We start from the raw sequence: 24476 nt of genomic DNA on the forward strand, positions 1-24476 counted from the left end.
AATCAGCAATAACCTTTTAACTGTTGATGTAACCATAATGCTTCCCAAAATGCATCATCCAAGACAGCGTCTACGGGCAAATAATGCATGGAATCCGAACTGAACGAGCGACATTTCACTGCATCTTTTTCCGTCATGATAATAGGTGATTTACAGTAATTCAAATCTTCTGGCTTAAATTGATAATGATCAGGATAAGAACAGGTATTGAATTCTATCCCTAATTGCAACAAAGTGGAATAAAAACGTTGGGGATTCCCAATAGCCGCTATTGCCTCCCATTTTTCATTTAAAGTGTGGGAATCAATTTCTTCATCTGTATTTAATTTTTTTATTTTCCCTGGTTTTAACACCATTGGATAAGCGTTTTCCCATTGACCTTCATTGACGACAACAAAATCCACTTGTTTGAGACGCTTAGCGGATTCTCTAAGAGGCCCAGCGGGTAAACATAACTTATTACCTAATCCCCGAGTTCCATCAATAACCGCAATTTCTATAGCTCGACCCATACGGTAATGCTGTAAGCCATCATCGCTAATAATTATGTCGCATTGATGCTTTTTTAAAAGATAATCTACAGCATGATTTCGTTTGGGTGCAATAACCACGGGACATTTCGTTTTTTGTGCCAACAATAAAGGTTCATCTCCCACTTTTTGAGCAGAGTCATTTTTTTGGACTTCATAAGGAAAATGCTTCGTTTTTGCTCCATAACCACGGCTTACGATGCCTACCTTTATTCCCTTCTGGTTTATTCTTTTGGCCAATTCAATAACCAAAGGAGTCTTCCCTACCCCACCCACTGTAATATTTCCTACAACAATCAAAGGGACAGGACAATCCACTTGCTTATAATGTTGTATGAGATAGCGTCTGACAGAAATGATGGCCGAATAAACCCAGGATAAGGGACGTAATACCCATCGTAATGGATGGTTCCCGTACCATAGTTTTTCCAGAAAAGGAGACATTAAGCGACGACACCTTCATGAGTTTTATCGGGGTGCTGTATTCCTTGGAGCTGAGCGTAATATCCATGAGAAGCAAGTAATTCCTGATGAGTACCTTCTTCCACAATACGACCTTGTTGCATTACTATAATCTTATCCGCATGTTTGATTGTTGATAAGCGATGTGCAATGACTAAAGTAGTCCTGTTTTTCATAATTTGTTCTAAAGCAATTTGGATGTAGCGCTCTGATTCGCTATCCAAGGCAGAAGTTGCTTCATCTAGGATTAAAATCGGTGCATCTTTCAAAATGGCACGTGCAATGGCGATTCTTTGCCGCTGTCCTCCGGAGAGCAAAACACCATTCTCTCCAACACGGGTATCATAACCTCCGGGTAAACGGCTAATGAATTCATCAGCAAATGCCATCTTGGCAGCTTGAATAATTTGCTCACGACTTACATCAGAACGGCCATAGGCTATATTATTCGCCAATGAATCATTAAAAAGCGTCACATTTTGACTGACTAATGCCATTTGCTCACGTAAGCTGGCCAAGCCAATTTGATGGATAGGAATATTATCCAGTGTGATTACTCCCTGACTCACTTCATAAAAACGAGGTAATAAACTGGCTATAGTTGTTTTCCCACTTCCAGAATGACCTACCAGGGCAACCGTTTTTCCTGCTTCAACAGTGAAACTCACATCATGTAATACCAACTCGCCTTGCCTGTAGGCATACGATACATTTTTAAATTCTATTGCACCCTTTGCTCTTTGTGATAAAACCATCCCTTGTCCTTGTTCAATAGGTATATCTAGCATATTGAACACACTTTCGGCGCCAGCCAATCCCTTTTGAATTACTGCATTAAGCGTAGTTAAAGTTTTCATAGGTTTTATTAATTGGATCATCGCCGCGATAATTGCTAAAAAAGATCCGGCAGAAATAATCACTACTGTAGACAGTTGAATTGCTGCGGCAATGATTGCTGCAATCCCGATAGCAATGACAATCTGCACTCCGGATACGTTAAGCGCCTTACTTGCAGCAACTTTCATATCATTTTGACGCGAATGCTCAATGGCTTGATTGAATTTTCCGGATTCATAACCTACCCCCCCGAAAATGCGTACAACTTTATATCCTTCGATTGCCTCACTGGCTATTTCAGTAACCTCACCCATCGTTTTTTGTACTTTATGACTTATTCGACGCACACGTTTGTTGGTATAATTCACAATAAAACCAACAAAGGGAATCGTTAATAAAAACATGAGCGACAATTGCCAACAAATCACCATCATGACCGTAAGAAAACCGATTATCAAACAGGTATTTTGAACAATGTCGGTTAGAGCATCTGCACTCACTTGAGCCACTTGCTCCACATCATAAAGAATCTTAGACAGCATTTGACCTGAAGTGGCCTCATCGTAAAAATCTGCAGGTAAATGAAGAATATGTTTAAAAACTTTTTCTCGGAGTGCTTTGACAACAGAGCGCGCTACCCAAGTCATACAATAGCTACCCAAAGAACTAACAAGACCTCTCAAAGTAATCCCAATGAGCACAATATAAGGAATTTTCTTTATAAAATTCATATCCACATTGATAAAACTTTTATCAAAAAAAGGACGCATCATGTAGGTGAAGCCAGCGTCTATAAGGGAGTACAAAATGTTGGCAAAGATACCTAAAGCCAATATAGGCCAAAATGGTTTTACATAAGCCAGTAAACGTTTGTATAAAATGCCGGTTTTCACAGAAAGATTCTTTGTCATGACTCAAATGGTACATTCGAAAAATGGGTTATTGTAACTGTAATTACCTTGAAGTGCTAATATTCGTGGAAAGTGGAATTCAGGCGTCTCAAGATCCGGATGCCACTGCGCGGCATCCAGGCTAAAATGATATTTCTAAATTGAACAGTTTAAAACAAGTACAGAATCAATATGAGTTCATTTTATACCGCTTTATGCAGAAAAAAGTTATTTTCGGTGCTCCATTTTTATTCCAGGGTCATTTTGATACGGGTATAAGCACAATGAAAACCTACTTTTTGTACATTACAATCAGAGATACTTCCGGGTTCTGTAGTAACCATGGCCCAAGATAATCCATAATGCTTTACGTCATTTAATCGGGATTTTAATAAATTTTTTTGTATTCCCTGTCCACGATAAGCAGGTAAAGTACTGGTAACACCTAAATCACAGAAATCACCATGTATTGCAACTGTGGCTCCAGCTACTATTGTATTTTTATCATAAACCGCGTAAGCAATAATACCTTTCGATTGAGCATAACGAAAAAACTGATCCTCTGCTTCAGGGGCATTGAAGCCAAGAGCTACCTTTTTCGCCCAATCCCTTGTTTCACTTGGATTTATTTTCCTGATTGTAAAAGGTGCTGTAACACATTCTAAAATTTGGTATGTTTTTACATTAAGAATTGAAACATTATTTAATTCACTGATGTTATAACCGCGCTGACTTAAAAATACTGTGAGATCATTTCCTACAAAAGGACATAATTCGATATCTACACGCGGATGATTCAAATTTTTGTAAAATTGTTCAATACTTTCTATTTCTGATTTAAAGTATTTGTTTTTTGTAGCAAATCCCCATCCTACAACCTGAGACAGGTAAGAATCAAAGCCTGAAAAACAAGCCGCGCCTCCATTCAGCTCAAAGATGCTGCCATTAGAATACTGTTGAGTGACTGCAATATGCGTTTTTTTAATGCAGGACTCCATTTCAGCTGCAAGATTTTTGGTGACACACTTCATTGGTCCTATAACCTTGTAATTTAAATATTCTTGATACGTTAATTTAATCCCTGAGCTAATTCATATACCAAATGAGGTCCTTGGTAAATTAACCCAGTATATATCTGGATTAATGAAGCCCCTGCATTTAATTTTGCGCGGGCACTGCTGCAGCTGTCGATGCCTCCTACCCCAATTAAAGTGACATCATTTCCGACATAACGCTTTAATAAGCGCAAACACTGAGTTGATAATTCCCATAGCGGTTTACCACTTAATCCACCAGATTCATCAGCAGAAGGTAACTCAGCCACACCGTGACGAGAACAGGTAGTATTCGTCGCTATAATTCCTTCTATACCATAATTTAAAATAACTTCTGTCATTTGCTTCAGGGTTTCGGAATTTTCATCCGGTGATATTTTAACGACTAAAGGTACATGTCGTTGAAATTGATCGGATAATTTAATTTGTTCTGTCTGAATTTGCGACAATAAATTGGCAAAATATTCTTTTTGCTGCAATTGACGTAAATCAGGTGTGTTTGGAGAGGAAATATTAATTGTTACATAAGAAGCAAATTCATAAACTTTATTGAGGCATTGGATGTAATCATCCGCTGCATTCTCTAATGGGGTCTCTTTATTTTTGCCAATATTAATGCCCAAAACACCTTTGTAACGGGCTCTTTTTACGTGCGCGACTAAGGCATCAACGCCTTGGTTATTAAATCCCATCCGATTAATAATGGCATCAGCTGCCGGTAATCTAAATAATCGAGGTTTTGGATTACCTATCTGTGGCCTTGGGGTAACCGTACCCAGCTCAATAAACGAAAAACCCAATTTTGCCAAGGCATCTAAATGTTCGCCATTTTTATCCAAACCTGCTGCCAAACCCACAACATGGGGAAATTGGAGCCCTAAAACGTGAATTGGATTGGATTGTATCTTTTTAAAACAAAACTGAGGGATGTAATGTAATGCAGACAAACTAAAAGCATGGGCACTTTCAGGATTCATACTAAAAAGTAAAGGACGTAATTTTGAGTACATAAAAAACCTTGTTACCTGGGAATCTGTCAATAAGCTATTGAATGCACTTGGTTTCCCAGGTTTTTTTGATTAAAGATCACATTTTTGAGCCCATACCCGCAGCATCGCGTTTTCAGACTTATGTAGATGGTAGTCTACTTCTCTAATCTCTACACCAAAACCTTCTTTTTGTAATTCAAGTAAAACAGGGCCTAAAAATTCAGAAGTTTTTCCTTCCATATCATTTAACGGAAAAATTCGAACCTCTTTAGCAACTCTTGCAAGCTCCCGAATGACATTAAGATGGAATTCTACTGTTTGATCTTCTAAATCTGCAAACAAATAGTTCGCACTCAATGCAAAGTCAAAAGAAAAATCAGGATAAGGTAAATGATAATCGGCTGCGCCATAATATCGCCCATCCGCTTTGCCTTGTTCATAATCCTCAAAAAACTTTTTCATTCCATGACGCCGATGCTCAAGTAATTGCTCCAGACTTCCATTACGACCAAAATCAAATTGATCTTGGTGACGACGAACATCTTCTGCCATTTGTGCAAAAATCATAACTGCTTTGGAAGATAATGTGTCTTTATCCAAGACGAATAAAGGATCACAACTTACAGCTTCATGTGCTTCCTGGAACTGTTGCGCGTTTACTGCACTGGGTCCGCATCCGTATTCCAAAATTCGGGAATTCATATCCTCTTGAGACAAATCAAACATCTCACGATATTCGTCAACACTATGTCCCCAGAGTACTAATTTACGCATGAATGACTCTCCTAAAATAGATAACCTAAAACACTGAAACTTGGGATTGTATTACCCTTGGAGTTTTCTTTTGGCTTAAGATTAGGCGATTTTTTAAATCTGGTAAAGGTGCATTTTAAATCCTATCTTGTTAAATTAAAAATATTATTGTTCATCAAGGGTGTTTTGCGACAGAGATTTTTTCTGTAAATAAGCTTTTTCGCAAAAAAATTAAGTTAAAACCTATTCAATTTATTCTTGACATGAGTCTATTTCATTGAGAATAATTCAAAGGATAAATATAAAATGACTACTAATAAAATTAAATATTAAGTCATATAAGGGACTTTTAAAGGAAAATAAATTTTTATATGAAAATTTTAATTACAGGGGGTGCCGGCTTTATCGGTTCCGCATTAGTTCGCTTTATTATTGAGAATACTGAAGATACTGTAATCAATGTAGACAAGCTGACCTATGCAGGAAATTTAGAGTCCCTTCATCGTATTTCAAATAATCCGCGTCATATTTTTCAACAAGTAGATATACGGTCTCATGATCAATTGAATCACGTTTTTTCTACATTCCAACCCGATGCAGTCATGCATTTGGCAGCAGAAAGCCATGTCGATCGATCTATAGACGGACCCGCTGACTTTGTCCAAACCAATATTGTGGGTACTTATAATTTACTTGAGACAGCACGAGTTTATTGGCAGTCCTTATCCCCAGCGCAAAAAGAGACCTTTCGTTTTCATCATATCTCTACCGATGAAGTTTATGGGGACCTGGACAATACAAATGAATTTTTTACTGAAAAAACTCCGTATGCCCCGAGCTCACCCTATTCCGCAAGTAAGGCAAGTTCTGATCATTTAGTCAGAGCATGGCATAGAACCTATGGATTGCCTACGATAATCACCAATTGCTCTAATAACTATGGTCCTTATCAATATCCTGAAAAATTAATCCCTGTTCTAATTCATAATGCCCTTGCCGGAAAAAGCTTACCCATATATGGAAATGGGACACAAATTCGAGATTGGCTCTATGTTAATGATCATGTTCATGCCCTTTATTTGGTATTAAAAAAAGGAGAGGTAGGCTCTACCTATAACATAGGGGGTCATAATGAGAAACAAAATATTGAGGTAGCCTACACGGTTTGTGATTTATTAGAAGATTTATTCCCTGGAAAACCCTCTCACGTTACTTTTTATCGGGATTTAATTACCCATATTAAAGATAGACCTGGACATGACAAACGTTATGCAATCGATGCAACAAAGATTCAAAGGGAATTAGGATGGAAACCAAAAGAAACTTTTGAATCAGGAATGAGAAAGACAGTGGAATGGTATCTTCAGAATCAAAGTTGGTGCCAAATTATTTTAAATAAAATGCATAAGCAAAAAATTAAGGAAGAGGAATTATCCGCATGAAAGGAATTGTGCTCGCAGGAGGCTCAGGTACACGTCTTTACCCAATTACACAAGGCATATCAAAACAATTACTTCCTATTTATGATAAGCCAATGATTTATTACTCCTTATCTGTCTTGATGTTGGCAGGTATTCGCGACATCCTTGTCATTACCACCCCGGAAGATTGTCCGGCATATCAACGTCTTTTGGGCGGCGGGGAACAATTTGGTATCAATTTACAATATGCCTTACAACCTAGCCCTGATGGATTAGCCCAAGCCTTTGTTATTGGAAAAGAATTCATAGGCCAGGACCGTGTCTGTTTGGTACTTGGGGATAACATTTTTTACGGACATGGATTTATAAAAAAACTTCAGGAAGCTGTGTCACGTCAAAATGGAGCCACTATTTTCGCATATCAAGTCAAAGATCCTGAGCGTTTTGGGGTTGTCACGTTTGATGATCAAATGAAAGCAATTTCAATAGAAGAAAAACCAAAACAACCTAAATCGCAGTATGCCATAACAGGGCTTTATTTTTATGACAATCAAGTGGTAGAGATAGCCAAACAAGTACGCCCATCCTATCGTGGAGAATTAGAAATCTCTTGTATTAACCAGTACTATCTCGAATGCTCAAACCTTCACGTTGAACTGCTGGGACGTGGCTTCGCATGGCTCGATACAGGTACTCACGAAAGCCTTTTAGAGGCAGGGGCTTTTGTCCAAACTATTGAACATCGGCAAGGGTTAAAAATAGCTTGTTTAGAAGAAATTGCTTATAAAAACCAATGGATCAGTCCAGAAAAACTTGAAGAAATTGGGAATAAGTTTAGTAAAAACAATTATGGAACTTATTTGCTGGATTTACTCCAAGCAAATAAACATTTCTAAAATATTACTATTATGAGGCGAAACTCGTAATTGAGTTTGAGTTCCGCCAGCTTCTAAATGCCCAAAATCCGTAAAAAAGGGATAATTGTAAGCCTATACCGATGCTGTTTCTCTAGTCCGTAGAATAAATTGATCTATAACTTCTGCTAAATAATTTCTCCAGTGATGGGGTTGAATACCCAAGATTTTTTGAATTTTAGTGGTATCGAGAACTGAATTTGCGGGCCTATTCACTTTAGTTATATATTCTTCTGACTTAATAGGTATTAAATTTTTTAAAGTCAAAACAGCATCTTTTTCTTCTGCATTTTGAATAAAAAATTTGGCAAATTCATACCAGTTCGTCTTCCCTTCACCGGCATAGTGATATATTCCCCACTCTGAAAAACCGGGCTGGCTCATCTTCTCTACTACTTTCAAAAGAGCTCTGGCAATATCCCGGGCAGCAGTAGGTTTACCCCACTGATCGGAAACCACTCTTAACTCTTCTCTGGTGGATGCTAAGTTTAAAATTGTCTTTACAAAATTAGAGCCGTATATTCCAAAGACCCAACTGACACGCAAAATGATATGTTCCTTAAGCTGCGATAAGATGGCCTGCTCGCCAGCAAACTTTGATTGCGCATAGACTCCTTGAGGGTTTGGCGTATCTGTTTCAGTGTATGATTCTTCTTTTAACCCATCAAAAACATAATCTGTAGATAAGTGAATTAAAGGTATTTCCCTTAGGCTGCAATATTGAGCTAAATACCGCACAAATTCAGTATTAACCACATGGACAAGCTGGGCTTCATCTTCTGCCTTATCTACTGCCGTATAAGCAGCTGCATTAATAATCAAATCTGGATTGATTCTTTCTAATGTGGCATGGACTTTATCTAAATGAAAGCAATCCAGTTCTTTTCTGGATACGGCAACAACCTCATGATTTGCGACAAAAAAGAGTTTGGTAATTTCAGAGCCAACTTGGCCTTTAGCCCCTGTTACAAGAATTTTCATTGATATCTCGGTAGAAATTGAGGGTTGATTACATCCAAAGGACTTGCGTGCTGATCTTTTTCCGATAGTTGGAGTGATTCTTCTATTGGCCAATCAATATCTAATTGGGGATCCAAATAATGAATGGAAAGTTCACTTTCAGGATGATAATAATCGGTGCATTTATAAAAGAAATCAGCAGTGGGGCTTAACACGTAAAATCCATGAGCAAAACCTTTGGGAATCCAAATTTGACGCTTGTTTTCTCCAGAAAGAACGACTCCGACCCATGAGCCAAAGGTAGGGGAACCTACTCGAATATCCACCGCAACGTCAAAAACCTCCCCAGCTAAAACAGTAACTAATTTACCTTGAACTTGCTGGCTTTGATAATGCAAACCCCGTAAAACACCTCGACTTGAGCGTGATAAATTATCTTGAACAAAATTATCGTGGATGCCGATCAATTCTTTATAACGTACTGCTTGAAAAGATTCGTAAAAAAAACCACGATCATCACCATAAACACGTGGTTCAATAATTTTTATTTCCGGTATTTTTGTGTCTATTATATTCATGAACTACCCTGTAGAAAAATCTCCAAAAACCAATAATTATAATAAACAAAATGAAGTGTCATTAAAACCTTTTTGATACGAATTAAATAAGCCTTAAAAGTAATTTACTTTTCCTATCTCTCTGATAAATAATGATCTATATTAGGCAGGATATTTATTCACTAGATATATAATGATTCATCAAATTATAAAACCATTTACCAGTATTGCTCATCACATTTCGAGAAAATTTAAAGGGAAAATTGCTTCGGAACCACAGAGCATCTACGAGATCCCTAGAGCAATACCTCAAGATTTCAAACCCAAAATTTCCATTATTGTACCCAATTACAACCATGCACCTTTTTTAAAAGCCCGGTTAGATTCAATATATTCTCAAACCTATTCCAATTTCGAAGTCTTATTACTTGATGACTGTTCTACGGATGAAAGCGATAAAATTTTAAAAGATTACCTGCACCGCTTTCCGCAAAATACAACCTATCATGTCAATGAAAAAAATTCCGGGAGTGTCTTTCATCAATGGAAAAAAGGAATTGAATTAGCTACAGGCGATTTCATTTGGATTGCAGAAAGTGATGATTATTCCTCAGACCATTTTCTTGAAGAGCTGGTTAAATATTTTATCAATGAAGCAGTCATGCTCGCTTTTTGTAGGACAGACTTCGTCACAGGCTCACCCCCTCAGAAAATCTGGACTACAGAGCATTACCTATCCTCATTTAAAATAGATTGGAAAAATACTTGGATAAAATCAGCCCACAAATTAGTGAATGATGCTTGGGCCATCAAGAATATTGTTCCTAATGTGAGCAGCGCCCTTTTTAGGAATCCTAAAAAAATTGATTCTCAACTGGAACATTTATGGAGTACTTTAAAATTATATGGGGATTGGATTTTTTATTTGAAACTAATCCAGGGTGGATTGGTAGCTTATAGCCCTCATGTAACCAATTTTTATCGTCAACACCCGAATAACACCGCAACAAAAATCCAGCAATTGGATATTTATTATCGTGAGCAAGAAATAACAAGCCAAATCATGTGTCAACTTTACAAAGTAAGCCATGAAGCGCTCCAACACCAAGCAATGGAAGTTTATAAACATTGGAAGGAACACAGAGGGAACAGTACACGAGATGAATTTTCGAAGTTGTATAATCTAGATCGTATAACGCCTGAATGCTCGACCAGAAAATCTAATATTTTAATGGCTGCCTATGCAATAACGTCAGGCGGAGGGGAAACATTTCCCATTTTTCTTGCGAATAAATTAAAGCTAAAAGGACATGCTGTGACATTTCTTAACTGGTGCGGCGATAAAACAGAATCAGGCGTTCGCAACATGCTTTCTCCATTAATCCCTGTACTCGAAAGGGATAAGATTACCTTGAATGCCGATTTGATTGAGGATTTAGGTATAGAGCTTGTCCATTCTCATCATGCCTCTGTGGATCTGGGTTTTCCTGTAGATCATCCCCATGTACGAAGAGTCATCACCATGCATGGAATGTATGAAATGGTACAACCGCGTCATCTCCCTGAAGTATTAGCTCACCTAGAGAAGCACATTGATCAAATTGTTTATACCGCACAAAAAAATATCACACCCATAACCCTTCCTTCATTGAAAGATAAATCGATTCGCATAGACAATGCTTTACCTGTGCATGAAATTAACCCAGTTTCCCGGGCAGAACTTGGAATACCTGAAGAAGATTTCCTCATTTGTTTGGTATCCCGAGCCATTCCCGAAAAAGGTTGGGCAGAAGCGATTGCCGCTGTAGCGCTCGCGAGAAAAAGAAGCCATCGTAAGATTCAGCTTTTAATTGTGGGAAATGGGAGAGAATACAACCGCCTACGTACCAGGTATGCCTCTGAATTCATTCATTTTCTAGGATTCAAATCCAATGTAAGGGATTATTTCGCAACCTCCGATCTCGGTCTCATCCCATCCCGCTTTAAAGGGGAGTCCTTTCCTTTAGTTTTAATCGATTGCTTATTTTCTGGCAAACCGGTCCTTGCAAGCAATATTGGAGAAATAGAGGAAATGCTTCTTACTGAAGAGGGATTTGCTGGAGAATTATTTGATCTTACAAACTGGAAAATACCTGTAAAAGCATTAGCAGAATCAATGACAAAACTCGCCAACAATCACGATTATTATCACTCTTTATTAAAGAGGGTTCCATTAGCTGCTGAAAAATTTAGTCTTGAAAATATGGTTCTTAGATATGAAGAGGTTTATAGAAAAGCATTAGCTATTTAATAAATAGAATTTTCTTAGGAATCCATTAACAAAATAATAATTATAACCTTTAGAGTTGGGTAAAAAGAAATTTATTTAATAAATAAATAATTAATTAAAAACATTTTCTTTTTGAAATTTCTTAGATTTTGTTCATAGCCATTATTAAATAAGGCGCTATAAACTCTGAACCATAGCTATTAAGATGATTTGAGTCATCATAAATAACTTGATTATTTTTTATTATATAACATTTCTTTTTATCGCAGAGTAACTCAGAAAGATCGAATGTTTTAACTTGTGGAAAATCTTTCAAAATTTCTTTAACTAAAGAGCGATAACTATCATATGCTGGATTGTCGTCAAAACTCTTTCTAGAAAAAGAGCAGATGTCGTTTTTGGTTATTCTTAACGGACGCCACTGACATTTCTTGGGATCAAAATTAATAGAAGGATTATCAAACAGAACAAGAATTTTTTTTCCAGATTTAATGAGCTTTGAAAAAGTTCTTTTCATGCCCTCTCTTAGAACATGACGATAATCTTTATCTTCTGGATTTGCTACGTCTACTGCATCATTATACGAACATGTGGGATTATGTGCCAGGATAACTGTCTTAATTTCCTGATCATTAAGTATATAATTATAGGCAGTATCAATCAGTTTATATGCATCTTTACGTATTTTTAAAATTGAAGTATTCGCTAAATTTATGCCTGAAGAAACACCCAGTAGAGGTGCTGCACAGCTTGCAGAAAATACTGCAACACTGCTGCTTTTGTAATCAAGGTATTTACTCATACCAGGAAAAAGTTGTCCTGCATGAGAGTCACCAATAATTGCAATTGAATTATGTGCCTCTTTTTGCAGTAAGCAGGGATTATCAGTTATGGTTTGCCATTGAGGAAAGATTTTTTTACAGTTTTTAAGAGCTTCTTCATAGGCAAGATTTAAAGTGTCTCGATTGTGACTCTGTTCCTTCACAAGGTTAGAAAATCTAGATCCAAATCCTTCTCTTATATAATCTTGATATCCAAAAAATCCAATAAGGATCATTATGAGCAATAGAATTATCACTTTACCTCTACCACGCTCTCCAAATCGTATGGGACATTCAATTAGTTTGTAGGTAATCCATGAAAGAAGAATAGAAAGAATTACAGCAGCTATTCGAATAATCCAACTTGGAGTTTGACTTTCAATAATTCTCAGGAACGATAGGATTGGCCAATGCCATAAGTATAAAGGGAAACTAATTAATCCAAACCATATTAAAAGATTGTTGGATAAAACTACTCTATTAATCCATGAATTAGACCCAGCATAAATAATAAGGACTGTACCTAAAACTGGGATAACTGCCCATTTTCCAGGAAAACTTGAATCTTTACTAATGACACAAAAACCATAAATTAAAATAAAAGAACCAAAAATAGATAGAAAATTGATAAAAAATGTTCCTTTCTCATTTAAATGAGCTCTATATAAAATTTGTGACAAAACTGTATCAATTTTTATTTCAAATTTTTGGTATTTATCTCTCTTATAGCGATTAATCAAGGCAAGTAACCCACCTGATAGCAATTCCCAAAATCGTGTTTGGGGGGAATAAAAGGAAACAACAAAATCATCATTTATCCCTCTAACGTTAAGAATAAATGATATAAGAGCTAAACATAATGTAACTAAGAACAAGTTAAACTTTTGTTTCCATGCAAACCAAATCAATAAGGGCCAAACAAAATAAAACTGCTCTTCTACACCTAAACTCCAAATATGAAGCAATGGCTTTGTTTCTGCTGAATTATCAAAGTATCCTGCTTCACCCCATAAAATTATATTTTGAACGAAACCGGTACTACCAACTATATGCTTCCCCAGTTGTTTGTATTCATCTGGTAATAATGCAAACCAACCAAAAATAAGACAAGAAACTAAGACGACAATTAATGCAGGAAATATACGTTTTATACGTCTTATATAAAATTCTTTAAAGCTGAAACTCCCTCTATCAAGATTTTCAAAAATAATAGAAGTAATTAAATAACCTGATATTACAAAAAAAACATCTACTCCAATAAAACCACCTTTGAATATTTCTGGAAATGCATGAAACGCAACTACCCATAAAACAGCAACAGCACGCAAACCATCTATATCTGCCCTGTATACAGAATGAATTTTATTTGAAGGATACACAATTCAATTCCCTATGATGAATATTTCAATTGCTTATTCAATAAACTCTTAAGAAAATTACTAAAACCGATTTACTCATGGCAAATAGACCTAGTTTTATAATCTTTATACAAGATGTTATATCAACATGGTTGTAAATTCTTAATCCAATTCATCATGCGTTCTAATCCCTCAGAAAATTTGACTCGAGGTTTCCAATTTAATTCCTTCATTGCCCTCTCTATTGAAAGAATACTTACTGGCACATCGAAGGTTCTTCCTTCTGTATATTTCCGTTCTAATTCATATCCAACAACCACTTCTATTTCCTGAAGGACTTCATTTAAACTAATCCCTTGTCCTGAACCTATATTAAAAATATGTTCTTCTCCTTTATAAAAAATGGATTGGATCATAGCAAGAACAACATCAGAAATATGTATGTAATCTCTTATTACGGACCCATTACCCCAAATTTCTATTGGTTCTCTTCGCAAAGCTTTACCTAAAAAAACGGCTACGGCTCCTTGTGCTGAATTGATCGACTGCTTTTCTCCAAATGGGTTCGATAACCTTAAAATGGAATACTCCAAATTGTAAATTTGGTGAAACAGACTTAGATATTTTTCGATAGCAAGCTTTATTATACCGTAAGAACAAATTGGATTTGTTGCATGGTTTTCATTAATGGGAAGCTGCATTGGAGTTCCATACACTGTACCCCCTGATGAGAGGAAAATAACCTTTTTAATTCCAAAATTTACAGCATGTTTTAATAACCTAATTGTTCCTAATAGATTAGTTTCTACATCGAATAGAGGATCTAAATTAGAAGTCTTGGGCAAGACCGTAGAAACTAGATGAAAACAAATATCACATCCCTGCATTGCTTCGGCTATCTCTGTATCATTTAAAAAATCACCTTTAATAAATTGATAGTTCTTAGATTGGATATTTGTATTCGACCGGTCAAAAACTTTAACAAAGCATCCTTGCTCGACAAGGGTATCTACTAAGTGTGAGCCTATGAACCCATTACCGCCTAAAACTAAAATATTTAGATTTGATATTTTCATTATAATTTTAACTTTAAAGTGTTAGTCCAGGTATATGAGTAACCATTTTTGAAAACCCCTGATTTGCAGTAATGAAAGGAATTAACCTTTCTATTGCATTCAAAACAGAAGCCTCCTTAGGGGTTTCCCAATCCAAATAAAATTTTTTTTCAAACAGTGGTTTAATTGCTTCCGGTCTCGCCCAAAATATATTTCCTGAAGGAAAACTAAAATGATGCTCTGGCAAATTAGATAATTTCAATTGTCGAGCTATTTCCTCTGCAAATGCGCTGCAATCTCCCCAATCTAATAAATTAGGGTCATCGGCAAATACTAAGCCAAGTTTTGGATTGTTTTTAAACTCGTTTAAAATGAAATCGATCATTTGATACTGACCGCCTAGTAAATTTTCTACATGGAAAAGAAAGATTTTGCGGTATGACATATTTGTTTCAATACTTTTTTTTATATAAAAATATCCCATAACATCATATTTTTGTAACTCAGTTTGGAATTCATTCAATAATGGGCCGGATTCTGTTGATGAAATTTTTAATTTATAATTTATATGTTTAAAATTGGATAATTCATTTAATATTTTTTTATATAATGATTTATTCGTAGAAATATAAACATTGAAAAACGATTTTTTTTCTTGAATTCGAGTTAAAATTTCATGTAAAAAATTTAGAGAAAAAACTGGAATATAAAGGGCACATCGTAGTTCTTTATCATTAGGTACTAAATTACTATTGGGCGAGATTATTTTTTCCTGCCAAGGCCCTTCTGGTTTTTCAGAATAAAGATAATCAGCAAATGGTTCCGCATATTCATTACGACAACCATGATAAATAGCATAAATATTTGGATTAAAACCAGGAGCCGGTTTTCTTAATAAATTGACCTTACTATGCCAGGATCTTATATATTTGCGGATCGCCTCTCGCCTCTCGAAATTTGGATTTCCAAAAAAATCTTCTTTGAAATCAATGGATGATTCTAAAATAAGACAATCCAGTTCTTCTTGATGAGCGCATTTTTTTTGGCGTCCCAAAAAACTCAGTAGACATGATATATAATTCTCCATATTAAAATATTTTCGCGCTAATGTTCTAATTTTCGAAGAAACTAAGGAATAATATTCTGGTGATTGATAAAATTTTATAATTTTTTGCGTTGATTCTATAATGCTTAAATGAGAAACAATACATTCTGAAGTTATGGTATCTAGCGCCAAAATTTCAGCTATTCCTGTTCCTTTATCAAAACAAATAACTGGCTTACCCAACATCATTACATCAATAGCTACATTCGGTAATGGATCCAAACGAGAAGATAAATAGAATAGATCTATTTGTTGATATAAGGGAACTAAATCGGATAGTTCATCAATTAATTCAAAAGAATCACCAAGGTTAGATCGTTCAATTTGTTCCGCCAGATAACATGAGTAGGAAACATCGCCTTCTAAATCAAAACCGGCACCCACCCATATCATTTTAATATTAAATTCAGGATAACTGCGCTTAAGCTCAGCTGCTGTTGCTATAAATAAATCGACTCCTTTACGATAATGTATTGCACCAGCGCCTAAAATTAGAAAAGTTTTTGATGCATTCCTATATTTACTAATTAATTTAATCCATTCTTTCACTTTACTACACTGTTTTAACGAATCGTTATCTAGAGGCAAATGAGACTTACCTTGTGATAAAACGTATGTTAATGGGATCACATTCTTTGACAAATCATTAATTGCATTCTCTTGGACAATTTTAGCAGGAAAAACTATTGTTCCAGCCCAATGAAAGGCCTCTGAAAATTTATAATAAGGTCGCGTATATGCTGAGAACTCATGAATAAGCAACACATTAGGTATAAATCTCTTTGCTAACGGTTTCAATACCCAGAATGATTCTATTGAATTTACAATAGAAAAATTAATAGGATATTTTTCAATAAGGTTATTTACTAAATTATCGATGAAAATAGCATCAGAGAGTATTGAATTATCAATACTTATAATTGCATTACTCAGTTGTTCAAAAAATGGAGTAAGTGCTCCGCCGTTTAATAGTAAGATAACTAAGTTGAACTTTTTCTTTAACTCTCGTGCGATATTAAGAGCTAAAATTGGAGCTCCTGTTCTAGATGCATCATGGCTAACTAATAGAATTGTTTCCCTTGTATTGCAAAATGGGGCTACCTTTTTATGTAAATTATAAGGACTTGCTCTCCTACCTTCCGCTTTACCATAATTTATAAAATGAAAATAAGGATCTATTTTAGCAACTGCAATATGAGGATATATTTTTAAATAATAATCTTCATCAAAATCGCACGGATACTCTTCCGGTAAAAAATCATTTTTTTGATGAAACGTTTTTTTTGGAGCTGTCATGAAATTTGAAAAATTTATAACTGCTTTCTTAATCTTTTTCCTCATTTACATCCTTATACAATTCAATACATCATACGTGTACTACTTCCCTATTATTTAAATATGGATTTTCGTCAGCTAGCTTTTAATGGATTTTTACACCAAATAAAAATCTGTAGTAAGTTGACGTTACATTGTTGTGAATTCTTATTTAAATGGTATTTAATACATTAACCTTTCCAATATAATTATGCAATTTCAGAAAAATTCATTTATAAATTTTGATAATATGATATGAAATAATTAATTTTTTCATAAAATTGCATCATAAACCTCAATCGTTTTTTCTGCCATAGCTTTTGTTGTGTTAAAATAATTGGTTTTTAGTGACAGCTCTTTTAAATTATCTTTATTCTTGATAATTTTTTTTAATACTCTTTCTAAATCATCAACACTACCCCGTTCAAAGACATATCCATTAGTTCCTACATCAACAAATTCTGTCATTCCTGCAACATCGGAAACAACGACAGGAGTATGAGTGGCGAGCGAGTTTAAAAGTACTAAAGGACTATTTTCATACCAACGAGAAGGGATAATGCACAAATCCAAGTGATTAAAAATTTCCTCCATTTTATTTTTTTCAAATACACCCAGAAAATGAATGTTGTGTCCTTTCGCTTTAGTAAACAACGTCTCCATATATTCCGCGTCCTGATCTTTTGGGCCATAGATTCGAAGTTCAGCACTCCCCCTGGGCAACCTGCAAAATGCATTAATTAATATATCGACTCCTTTGTGAGGGGCTATTTGGCCAATATAACCAAAAATAGGTTTTGTATCTTTTTCTTTTTCTGATTTAGAATTGCGGTTTATATCTACTCCAAATGAGATTTTTTGCATTGGATTTAAAAAACCATTATTTTTGTAGGCACTATATAAAAATTGGGTGGGAGCAATTACAGTTTTATAGGTCGAATACAAGGACAACAGCGTATCAGGCCGACGTATTAGATCCTCAATTAACCCATCAAATGAACCATGACGTAGGTTTGGATGTTTTCTTAGTAAATTTGATAATTGAGCTGCACGAGGAAATTGTCCCTTTTTTATCAGCCATTGTAATAATTTATTATCACTCTCTATGTAATTCGCGTCCTTTATGTAACATGCAATGCAATTATTGCGGCTCCGTGAGGGACCGGAGCACAAACTACCATTTGAAGCTTCGAGCTTGTTATTAAAACAAAAACCATAAAAATCTGTGAACGTTGCAAAAGTTGGAATCCCAAGCTCCGAAGTTACCTCCAATAGAGCAGCGGTATGATTAATTAAATGGGTTACATGTACTATATCTGGTTTTATAGTTTTTAAAACCTGCTCCAAAATGGGACGCATTTCAACCTGATAATAAGTATCTTTTACTCGAGAATTTGGTAATTTATTTTTATCAATTATAGTGACAGGTATATCTTGAAATGTATAGTGAGAGATTGTCTCTGGTGCAGCCGCTTCTCCTGTAAAAATACCAGATACTACATGCACGTCGAAACCCATAATTTTATAATTTTTAGCCAACTCTAGAGTATAAGTTTCCGTACCATAAAAATGATTTGGAAAAAAACAGTGTACAAAAAAAACTATTTTCATTTTCTATCCAATTAATTCTGAATAAACTTCCCTATATGCACCTATCATGGATTCGAGGGAAAATAATTCTTGAGCGCGCTTTTGATTTTCTTTGCCAATGGCGGCACATTCTTGAGGATCATTCAATAAGTTAATAATTATTTCGGACAGTTTTTCTGAATCGCCAGGGGGGGCTAAAACAGAATGATTATTTAAAATTTCAGCTATTCCACCTACATTATATCCAACTACTGGAATTCCCATGTTCATTGCAAATGGGCTTACTTGTCCAAAGCTTTCTTTCCAAACGGGGGCAACAAATAAGTCCATCCGGGAATATAGTTCTGGCAAAGATGTGTAATCCACATAACCAGTAAATTCAAAATTTTCTTCAACTTGAGCCTCTTTTACTTTATTGATGTATAGATCAAGATATGTTCCGCCTCCCACAATAATTACTTTCGTTTCGCGTTTCCTTTGAGCTACTTTAATGAAAGGATCTATAGATTGCTCATTCAACTTATCCGTTTCTAGACGATATACCATTCCAATGCAATTTTTAGGTGCAATAAACTCTTCTTTTCTGATAAACAAATCAAAATTACTTCCTGGGTAAATGGTTATGTGATCTGAACCTTGTGATCCAAATTGCTCTTGCACATAATTACTAACGTAAATATAACGCTTTATAAAATTAGCACAATAAGGTTCGATTGGTGTATTAATATTCTCTATTGCTGGATAATCTAGCTTTTTAATTGCTTGGAAAAAAATATCATACCACCAATAATCACAACTTCCCCAATAATGGATATGAATCAACTCTGGATTATATTGAGTTAAAATGTAAGTTGCTTCATCTGAACTAGGATTTGAAAGAATTGTTACATCTACTCCTGGGTAGGGAGAATCTTCTAGGCTTTGGGATGTGATTACTTTATGTTGGTATTTTTCTCCGAGATTTTCGACTAGGTCTGTAACTAACCTAGATGATCCTCCAAGAAAGAAATTCGGTATTATATGTAATATTAGTGGTTTTAAAGATAATTTATCGGTATTCGATGTGGACAGCAACATTTCCTTATGATCTGTTTTTTCTATTTTATTATTCAATTTAAATTTTATTTTATTTGTAATAAACCCGAATATCTTATACCCAATATTTATGTACTTAATCACCTTAGTTTGTTCTTTTTTAATGCTCTTTCTTATTTTAAACCACTTGGATGTTCTTATACTATTTATACGTGAACGCAACATTTTTTTATTCTCTAGTAAAAGATTTACCTGCTTTTTTAAACGAAATTCATTTTTTAATAAATTCTTCATTTGAAAATGCAGGTTTTTATTATTGTCTGACAGTTGCTCGATCTCATTTTTTAAATTATTTTGAATTTCTAAAAGATTACTTATATGAATTTTTAGATTATTTTCATTTTCTAATAGATTACTTATATGTTGTTTTTGATTATTTTCATTCTCTAAAAGATTACTCACATGCTGTTTTAAATTATTTTCATTCTCTAAAAGATTACTCACATGCTGTTTTAAATTATTTTCATTCTCCAAAAGATTACTCACATGTTGTTTTAAATTATTTTCATTCTCTAAAAGATTACTCACATGTTGTTTTAAATTATTTTCATTATCTAAAAGATTTTTTACATGAAGTTTTAGAGTATCTTGAGCTTCTGATAATTCGTTTATTTCGTGTTTTAAATAAAAATAAATATGGTTTCGAGTATGAATCTCTTCTTCTTTATTTAATAAGTTTATACTTTGCAACTTTGATCTGATTTCAAAAAAATTCGAGTTTTTAATATTAGGTAAGATATGAAAGTTTCGTGCTGAACAAGTTAACCCAGCGAAACCAGACAGCTTAGCATTCAAACCGTCCTCAGATTTGGCATTTAAAATGAAATTTTCTTCGTAAGGATAAATTCCATTGACATCCAAGGAATCGCACCCAAGGCTACTAAAAAATAATTTTAAGGATTTTGCAGAATAATAAACTAAATGTGCTGGTGGATATCGGTATTTCCACGTAGCAGGATTTATTATGGCTTCTGTTGATCGCGCATTCGGGGTGGTTATAACTATGGTAGTATTTTTTCCAATGCATCCTTTATCAAATAAATTAAAAAAAAGTTCATAAGGATTGGATAAATGTTCAATTACATCGAACATTGTGATTAAATTAAATTCTAACGAAGGTAATTCACTAACATCAGAAAAGATTTTAATTTTCTCTCCATGCCTATCGTTTGCTATTTTTCGCGCATGAGCAGATTTTTCTATTCCCCAACAACTTAAACCCTTTTCTGCCGCTATAGATAGCTGAGTGCCGTACGCACAGCCAATATCCAAAATGGAAGTATTCTTTGAAATTGGAAATTTGTTTATTAATTCATGGAATAAAGGTATTACAGGTTCAGTATCTAAATCGTAATCTTCATAGCCACCAATAACTTTTCCCGAAAAATATTCCTCTTGATCATAAAAGCTATTTATTATTTCATTGCTGGGCATGGGCCATACAAAATCTGAATCACACGATAAACATAGCCAAACTTTATAAGAATTTGAATTACATAAAAATTGTGTGTTGGATAAAAAGCATATTGGACATTCCATCTACCTAAATACTCCTTTATTAAAATTTTCTCTCAGCAACACACATCCAATTTAATGTATCCTCTGTATCTTTTACCTTTTTATCTAAAAAAAAGGCAAGTTTGTTAATGCATTTATTTAACCATCTCTTTTTAATGCCTCGCTCATGCAAATGACTCAAGAATATTTGCCCAATTAAAGCATATACTCCGCCACAGGGGTGAATTGTCTTCATTACAAATCCATTTTTCTCAAGTAAGTTAGTTAAACCATATTTTGTAAATCGAAAATAATCGAATGGAATTTCATGATGTCTCCATTGCATAGGTACAGTAATAAGCATTGTGCCTCCTATTTTTACCACCCTACGACATTCGCCAAGATAAAAGTTAACATCAGGTACATGTTCTAACGTTTGCGTAGACAATAGGGTGTCAATGCTTTGATCACTAAGAGGAAGTTGTTCTCCAGGCTCTATTTCGAGATCCAATTCTATTTCAGAAGAAGAAGAAACATCTGCACCAATATATTTAGTGAGCTTTGGTAAAAAAAGATTTTTATAAGGTTGCCCGCCACAACCATAATCTAGCATAACTCCGTAAGCCTCATGGAAAGCCACGTTTTTTAACCAATCTTCTATTAGTGATAAAGAAATATAGTGCGGGTGATCTATAGATGCACCTGGCTCATTTTGTCGAACTAACCCAGCTAAAGCAGTTTTTATTGAGTTCATTTGACTAATTCCTTTTCTGATTTAAGTGGATACCAATGACAAGGATGTATAAATTTACCCCAAGTTTGGTAAAAAGCTTTGACAGAAAAAGGGAGGCACAATTCTGTTATGGCATAACATATCTGATGATCGGTACTATAGGCTCCAAATGCTACCTGATACTCGCCTGGAGCTAGGCAAAGTTCTGGGAATGTTACAGCGCCTAGAAGAATTTGATCTTTTTCTACATTAGTCCAAAAAACCTCCTTCTCTCGGCTGGTTTGACCTATGAACCAATCGCCATCCATTCGATATATACTTATAGCAAAAACAATTGCATCAATATAAGATTCAGCTTTTAATGCAAATTCAAATGTTAAAATATCTCCTACGTAGAACAAACGGGTTTCTATTCCAGTTTCATTTAGTATTCGTAAAGAAGTAAAATGAGCTTTTCCAGTTTCATATTGTGGAGGAAGCGCTTTTACAAGAGGAGTATTTTTTTTCTCATTTCCTGGGAGAGCCTCTAAAGAATATTGTTGACATATTTCTACAGGATGGCCAATTGATATTACTACCCCATTTTTAATCCATAGAACCTTATCGCAGATAAATTGCATTGTGCTCAGATCATGGGATACAAAAAGAATACTGGATCCTCTATTTTTTAATTCTTTAATCTTTTCAATACACTTATTTTGAAATGCAATATCCCCCACGCTTAAAGCTTCATCGATAATTAATACACTTGGATTAGTGTATACAGCCACAGAAAACGCCAATCGCACGAACATGCCGCTTGAATAAGTTTTAACAGGTTGATCAATGAAATTACCAATATCTGCGAAAGAAACGATGTCTTTATATCTTGAATCTATCTCTTCTCGACTTAAACCCAGGACGGTAGCATTAAGGTATACGTTTTCACGCCCGGTGAATTCAGGGTTAAAACCTGAACCTAATTCTAATAGAGCAGCAATACGACCATTAGTTGATACATCCCCTGAAGTTGGATTTAAAATACCACAAATGATCTGTAAGAGAGTTGATTTTCCACTACCATTACGTCCAATTATACCAACTGTCTCTCCCTTTTTTACTTCAAAAGAAATATCTTGCAGCGCCCAGAATTCTCTACCGAATTGCTTACGTCCGCGATGAATCATTTGTAGCAAACGCTCGTGGGGTTTATTATAAATTCGGTAGCATTTACTTACTTGATCTACTTTAATAGCAATATTAGAGGACATCTGCAAATCCATCCTTAGTTTTCTGAAATCCTAAAAATCCTAAGTACGCGACACAAAAACTAATAATAAAAAAAACAGCAACAGGCGACCAAGAAGGTAATTTTCCAAATATTACAAGACTTCTTGCATGTTCTATTATGAAAGTTAATGGATTAAACCATAAAATGTTTTGAAAAATTTGGGGTAACATAGTTATTGAATAGAAGACTGGTGAAAGATACATGACTATTTGAAGTACAAAAGCCATCATGTGAGCAATGTCTCTTATATAAACGCCAGCAGAACAAAGAAACCAACTCATTCCTAAAGTGAACAGAATTAAGGGTATAAACAAAAGAGGGAGAAATATAATGGTGGCATAAATTTTACCTAATATAAAGAAACTGAATAAAATCAGAATCAAAGTATTAATTATGGCGTGAAACAGTGCAGTTCCTATGACCACCCAAGGGTAAACTTCTACTGGAAACACCACCTTTTTAACTAAATTTGTATTACTTACAATCATCGAAGGGGATCGACTTACGCATTCAGAGAAAAAATTTAAAATAATTAATCCCACATAGATCAGCAGTGAATACATGAGATTATTAGTTACACCAGGCCATTGGACTCGCATGAAAACACCAAACACAAGCGTGTACAGACCCAGCATTAATAAGGGTGCAAGGATCAACCATAGTAATCCAGCAAAGGAACCACGATATCTCATTAAGATATCTCGTTTGACCAATTGAAAAATTAAATCATGATAACGCCATAACATCAAAAACATTTGTGCGGGATGATTTTTTGATAACGAATTATCCATTTTCTTCCTTAAAAACCTACCTCCAAACGTAACAACTATATAACAATATTATATTTAAAAACACCATATCAATGTAAGTTTTCTATGAAAAAATATATGTAAGTTTCTGTATATAATAAATATATAATATTAGTAATTTAATTCATGCTCTAGCTTGTTATATCCAAATCCTAAGTTTAAACTAGAAAGGTGTTTTGATTGTTCGGGATG

General features: G+C 34.8%; 18 protein-coding genes. 3 read left to right on the plus strand and 15 right to left on the minus strand.

What is annotated here, in order from left to right; genetic code table 11:
• Window positions 1-2: 2 nt before the first annotated feature.
• From lpxK to BU07_RS0114885, 5 genes are all read right to left on the minus strand, one after another.
• Window positions 3-974, minus strand: a complete 972-nt coding sequence (lpxK, locus tag BU07_RS0114865) for a tetraacyldisaccharide 4'-kinase (RefSeq protein ID WP_031567406.1) — start codon at window positions 972-974, stop codon at window positions 3-5.
• Complete coding sequence (gene msbA / locus BU07_RS0114870; protein WP_031567408.1) at window positions 974-2740, minus strand: lipid A export permease/ATP-binding protein MsbA; 1767 nt, start codon at window positions 2738-2740, stop codon at window positions 974-976. Before msbA ends, lpxK begins: the two co-directional genes overlap by 1 nt.
• 227 nt (window positions 2741-2967) lie before the next feature.
• Window positions 2968-3750, minus strand: a complete 783-nt coding sequence (locus BU07_RS0114875) for a GNAT family N-acetyltransferase (protein ID WP_031567409.1) — start codon at window positions 3748-3750, stop codon at window positions 2968-2970.
• A 38-nt stretch (window positions 3751-3788) separates the two neighbouring features.
• Window positions 3789-4784, minus strand: a complete 996-nt coding sequence (locus BU07_RS0114880; protein ID WP_031567411.1) for a quinone-dependent dihydroorotate dehydrogenase — start codon at window positions 4782-4784, stop codon at window positions 3789-3791.
• A 69-nt stretch (window positions 4785-4853) separates the two neighbouring features.
• Window positions 4854-5537 carry a hypothetical protein gene (locus BU07_RS0114885; RefSeq protein ID WP_031567413.1) on the minus strand — a complete coding sequence of 228 codons (684 nt, stop codon included), beginning with the start codon at window positions 5535-5537 and terminating at the stop codon, window positions 4854-4856.
• 350 nt (window positions 5538-5887) lie between these two features.
• Between BU07_RS0114885 and rfbB the strand changes: the two genes are divergently transcribed.
• Window positions 5888-6958 (plus strand): dTDP-glucose 4,6-dehydratase, encoded by a 1071-nt coding sequence (gene rfbB / locus BU07_RS0114890; RefSeq protein ID WP_031567415.1) that lies wholly within the window; start codon window positions 5888-5890, stop codon window positions 6956-6958.
• Entirely contained in the window at window positions 6955-7833 is an 879-nt protein-coding gene (gene rfbA / locus BU07_RS0114895) for a glucose-1-phosphate thymidylyltransferase RfbA (RefSeq protein ID WP_031567416.1), read from the plus strand. The genes rfbB and rfbA overlap by 4 nt, the downstream gene beginning before the upstream one ends.
• 93 nt (window positions 7834-7926) lie before the next feature.
• Here rfbA and rfbD read toward each other — a convergent pair whose 3' ends face one another.
• Entirely contained in the window at window positions 7927-8832 is a 906-nt protein-coding gene (gene rfbD, locus BU07_RS0114900) for a dTDP-4-dehydrorhamnose reductase (RefSeq protein WP_031567418.1), read from the minus strand.
• Window positions 8829-9389, minus strand: coding sequence for a dTDP-4-dehydrorhamnose 3,5-epimerase (gene rfbC / locus BU07_RS0114905; RefSeq protein WP_031567420.1), 561 nt, complete (start codon window positions 9387-9389; stop codon window positions 8829-8831). Before rfbC ends, rfbD begins: the two co-directional genes overlap by 4 nt.
• Before the next feature lie 172 nt (window positions 9390-9561).
• Between rfbC and BU07_RS17065 the strand changes: the two genes are divergently transcribed.
• A complete protein-coding gene (locus tag BU07_RS17065; RefSeq protein WP_051635614.1) occupies window positions 9562-11658 on the plus strand; it encodes a glycosyltransferase in 2097 nt (698 codons plus the stop codon).
• 121 nt (window positions 11659-11779) lie between these two features.
• Here the strand turns inward: BU07_RS17065 and BU07_RS0114915 are convergent, their stop codons facing one another.
• The 8 genes from BU07_RS0114915 to BU07_RS0114950 all read right to left on the minus strand — a co-directional run bounded on the left by BU07_RS0114915 (window position 11780) and on the right by BU07_RS0114950 (window position 24266).
• Window positions 11780-13837, minus strand: coding sequence for an acyltransferase family protein (locus BU07_RS0114915; protein WP_162173982.1), 2058 nt, complete (start codon window positions 13835-13837; stop codon window positions 11780-11782).
• A gap of 122 nt (window positions 13838-13959) precedes the next feature.
• On the minus strand, window positions 13960-14892 hold the full coding sequence (locus BU07_RS0114920; RefSeq protein WP_031567425.1) for an NAD-dependent epimerase/dehydratase family protein: 933 nt from the start codon (window positions 14890-14892) through the stop codon (window positions 13960-13962).
• Between the two features lie 13 nt (window positions 14893-14905).
• Window positions 14906-17317 (minus strand): rhamnan synthesis F family protein, encoded by a 2412-nt coding sequence (locus BU07_RS0114925; RefSeq protein WP_031567427.1) that lies wholly within the window; start codon window positions 17315-17317, stop codon window positions 14906-14908.
• A gap of 246 nt (window positions 17318-17563) precedes the next feature.
• Window positions 17564-18901 carry a glycosyltransferase family 4 protein gene (locus tag BU07_RS0114930; protein ID WP_031567429.1) on the minus strand — a complete coding sequence of 446 codons (1338 nt, stop codon included), beginning with the start codon at window positions 18899-18901 and terminating at the stop codon, window positions 17564-17566.
• 3 nt (window positions 18902-18904) lie between these two features.
• Window positions 18905-21409, minus strand: coding sequence for a glycosyltransferase (locus tag BU07_RS0114935; RefSeq protein ID WP_162173983.1), 2505 nt, complete (start codon window positions 21407-21409; stop codon window positions 18905-18907).
• Window positions 21410-21533: 124 nt separating this feature from the next.
• The gene (locus BU07_RS17070; protein WP_051635615.1) at window positions 21534-22226 is read right to left on the minus strand and encodes a class I SAM-dependent methyltransferase; all 693 of its coding nucleotides are present in this window, start codon (window positions 22224-22226) and stop codon (window positions 21534-21536) included.
• Window positions 22223-23455, minus strand: a complete 1233-nt coding sequence (locus BU07_RS17075) for an ABC transporter ATP-binding protein (protein ID WP_051635616.1) — start codon at window positions 23453-23455, stop codon at window positions 22223-22225. The genes BU07_RS17070 and BU07_RS17075 overlap by 4 nt, the downstream gene beginning before the upstream one ends.
• A complete protein-coding gene (locus tag BU07_RS0114950) occupies window positions 23445-24266 on the minus strand; it encodes an ABC transporter permease (RefSeq protein WP_084157919.1) in 822 nt (273 codons plus the stop codon). Before BU07_RS0114950 ends, BU07_RS17075 begins: the two co-directional genes overlap by 11 nt.
• Window positions 24267-24476 lie beyond the last annotated feature (210 nt).

Source organism: Legionella wadsworthii DSM 21896 = ATCC 33877 (assembly GCF_000701265.1).
Taxonomy (GTDB): Bacteria; Pseudomonadota; Gammaproteobacteria; order Legionellales; family Legionellaceae; genus Legionella; species Legionella wadsworthii.

Excerpts from the sequence above, each read along its gene's own strand:
- BU07_RS0114880 (WP_031567411.1), bottom strand. The coding sequence starts at position 4,784 with ATGTACTCAAAATTACGTCCTTTACTTTTTAGTATGAATCCTGAAAGT.
- BU07_RS0114885 (WP_031567413.1), bottom strand. The coding sequence starts at position 5,537 with ATGCGTAAATTAGTACTCTGGGGACATAGTGTTGACGAATATCGTGAG.
- rfbD (WP_031567418.1), bottom strand. The coding sequence starts at position 8,832 with ATGAAAATTCTTGTAACAGGGGCTAAAGGCCAAGTTGGCTCTGAAATT.
- BU07_RS0114925 (WP_031567427.1), bottom strand. The coding sequence starts at position 17,317 with ATGAGGAAAAAGATTAAGAAAGCAGTTATAAATTTTTCAAATTTCATG.
- BU07_RS0114875 (WP_031567409.1), bottom strand. The coding sequence starts at position 3,750 with ATGAAGTGTGTCACCAAAAATCTTGCAGCTGAAATGGAGTCCTGCATT.
- rfbB (WP_031567415.1), top strand. The coding sequence starts at position 5,888 with ATGAAAATTTTAATTACAGGGGGTGCCGGCTTTATCGGTTCCGCATTA.
- BU07_RS17065 (WP_051635614.1), top strand. The coding sequence starts at position 9,562 with ATGATTCATCAAATTATAAAACCATTTACCAGTATTGCTCATCACATT.
- msbA (WP_031567408.1), bottom strand. The coding sequence starts at position 2,740 with ATGACAAAGAATCTTTCTGTGAAAACCGGCATTTTATACAAACGTTTA.
- rfbA (WP_031567416.1), top strand. The coding sequence starts at position 6,955 with ATGAAAGGAATTGTGCTCGCAGGAGGCTCAGGTACACGTCTTTACCCA.
- BU07_RS17070 (WP_051635615.1), bottom strand. The coding sequence starts at position 22,226 with ATGAACTCAATAAAAACTGCTTTAGCTGGGTTAGTTCGACAAAATGAG.
- BU07_RS0114930 (WP_031567429.1), bottom strand. The coding sequence starts at position 18,901 with ATGAAAATAGTTTTTTTTGTACACTGTTTTTTTCCAAATCATTTTTAT.
- BU07_RS0114935 (WP_162173983.1), bottom strand. The coding sequence starts at position 21,409 with ATGCCCAGCAATGAAATAATAAATAGCTTTTATGATCAAGAGGAATAT.
- lpxK (WP_031567406.1), bottom strand. The coding sequence starts at position 974 with ATGTCTCCTTTTCTGGAAAAACTATGGTACGGGAACCATCCATTACGA.
- BU07_RS0114950 (WP_084157919.1), bottom strand. The coding sequence starts at position 24,266 with ATGGATAATTCGTTATCAAAAAATCATCCCGCACAAATGTTTTTGATG.
- BU07_RS17075 (WP_051635616.1), bottom strand. The coding sequence starts at position 23,455 with ATGTCCTCTAATATTGCTATTAAAGTAGATCAAGTAAGTAAATGCTAC.
- BU07_RS0114920 (WP_031567425.1), bottom strand. The coding sequence starts at position 14,892 with ATGAAAATATCAAATCTAAATATTTTAGTTTTAGGCGGTAATGGGTTC.
- rfbC (WP_031567420.1), bottom strand. The coding sequence starts at position 9,389 with ATGAATATAATAGACACAAAAATACCGGAAATAAAAATTATTGAACCA.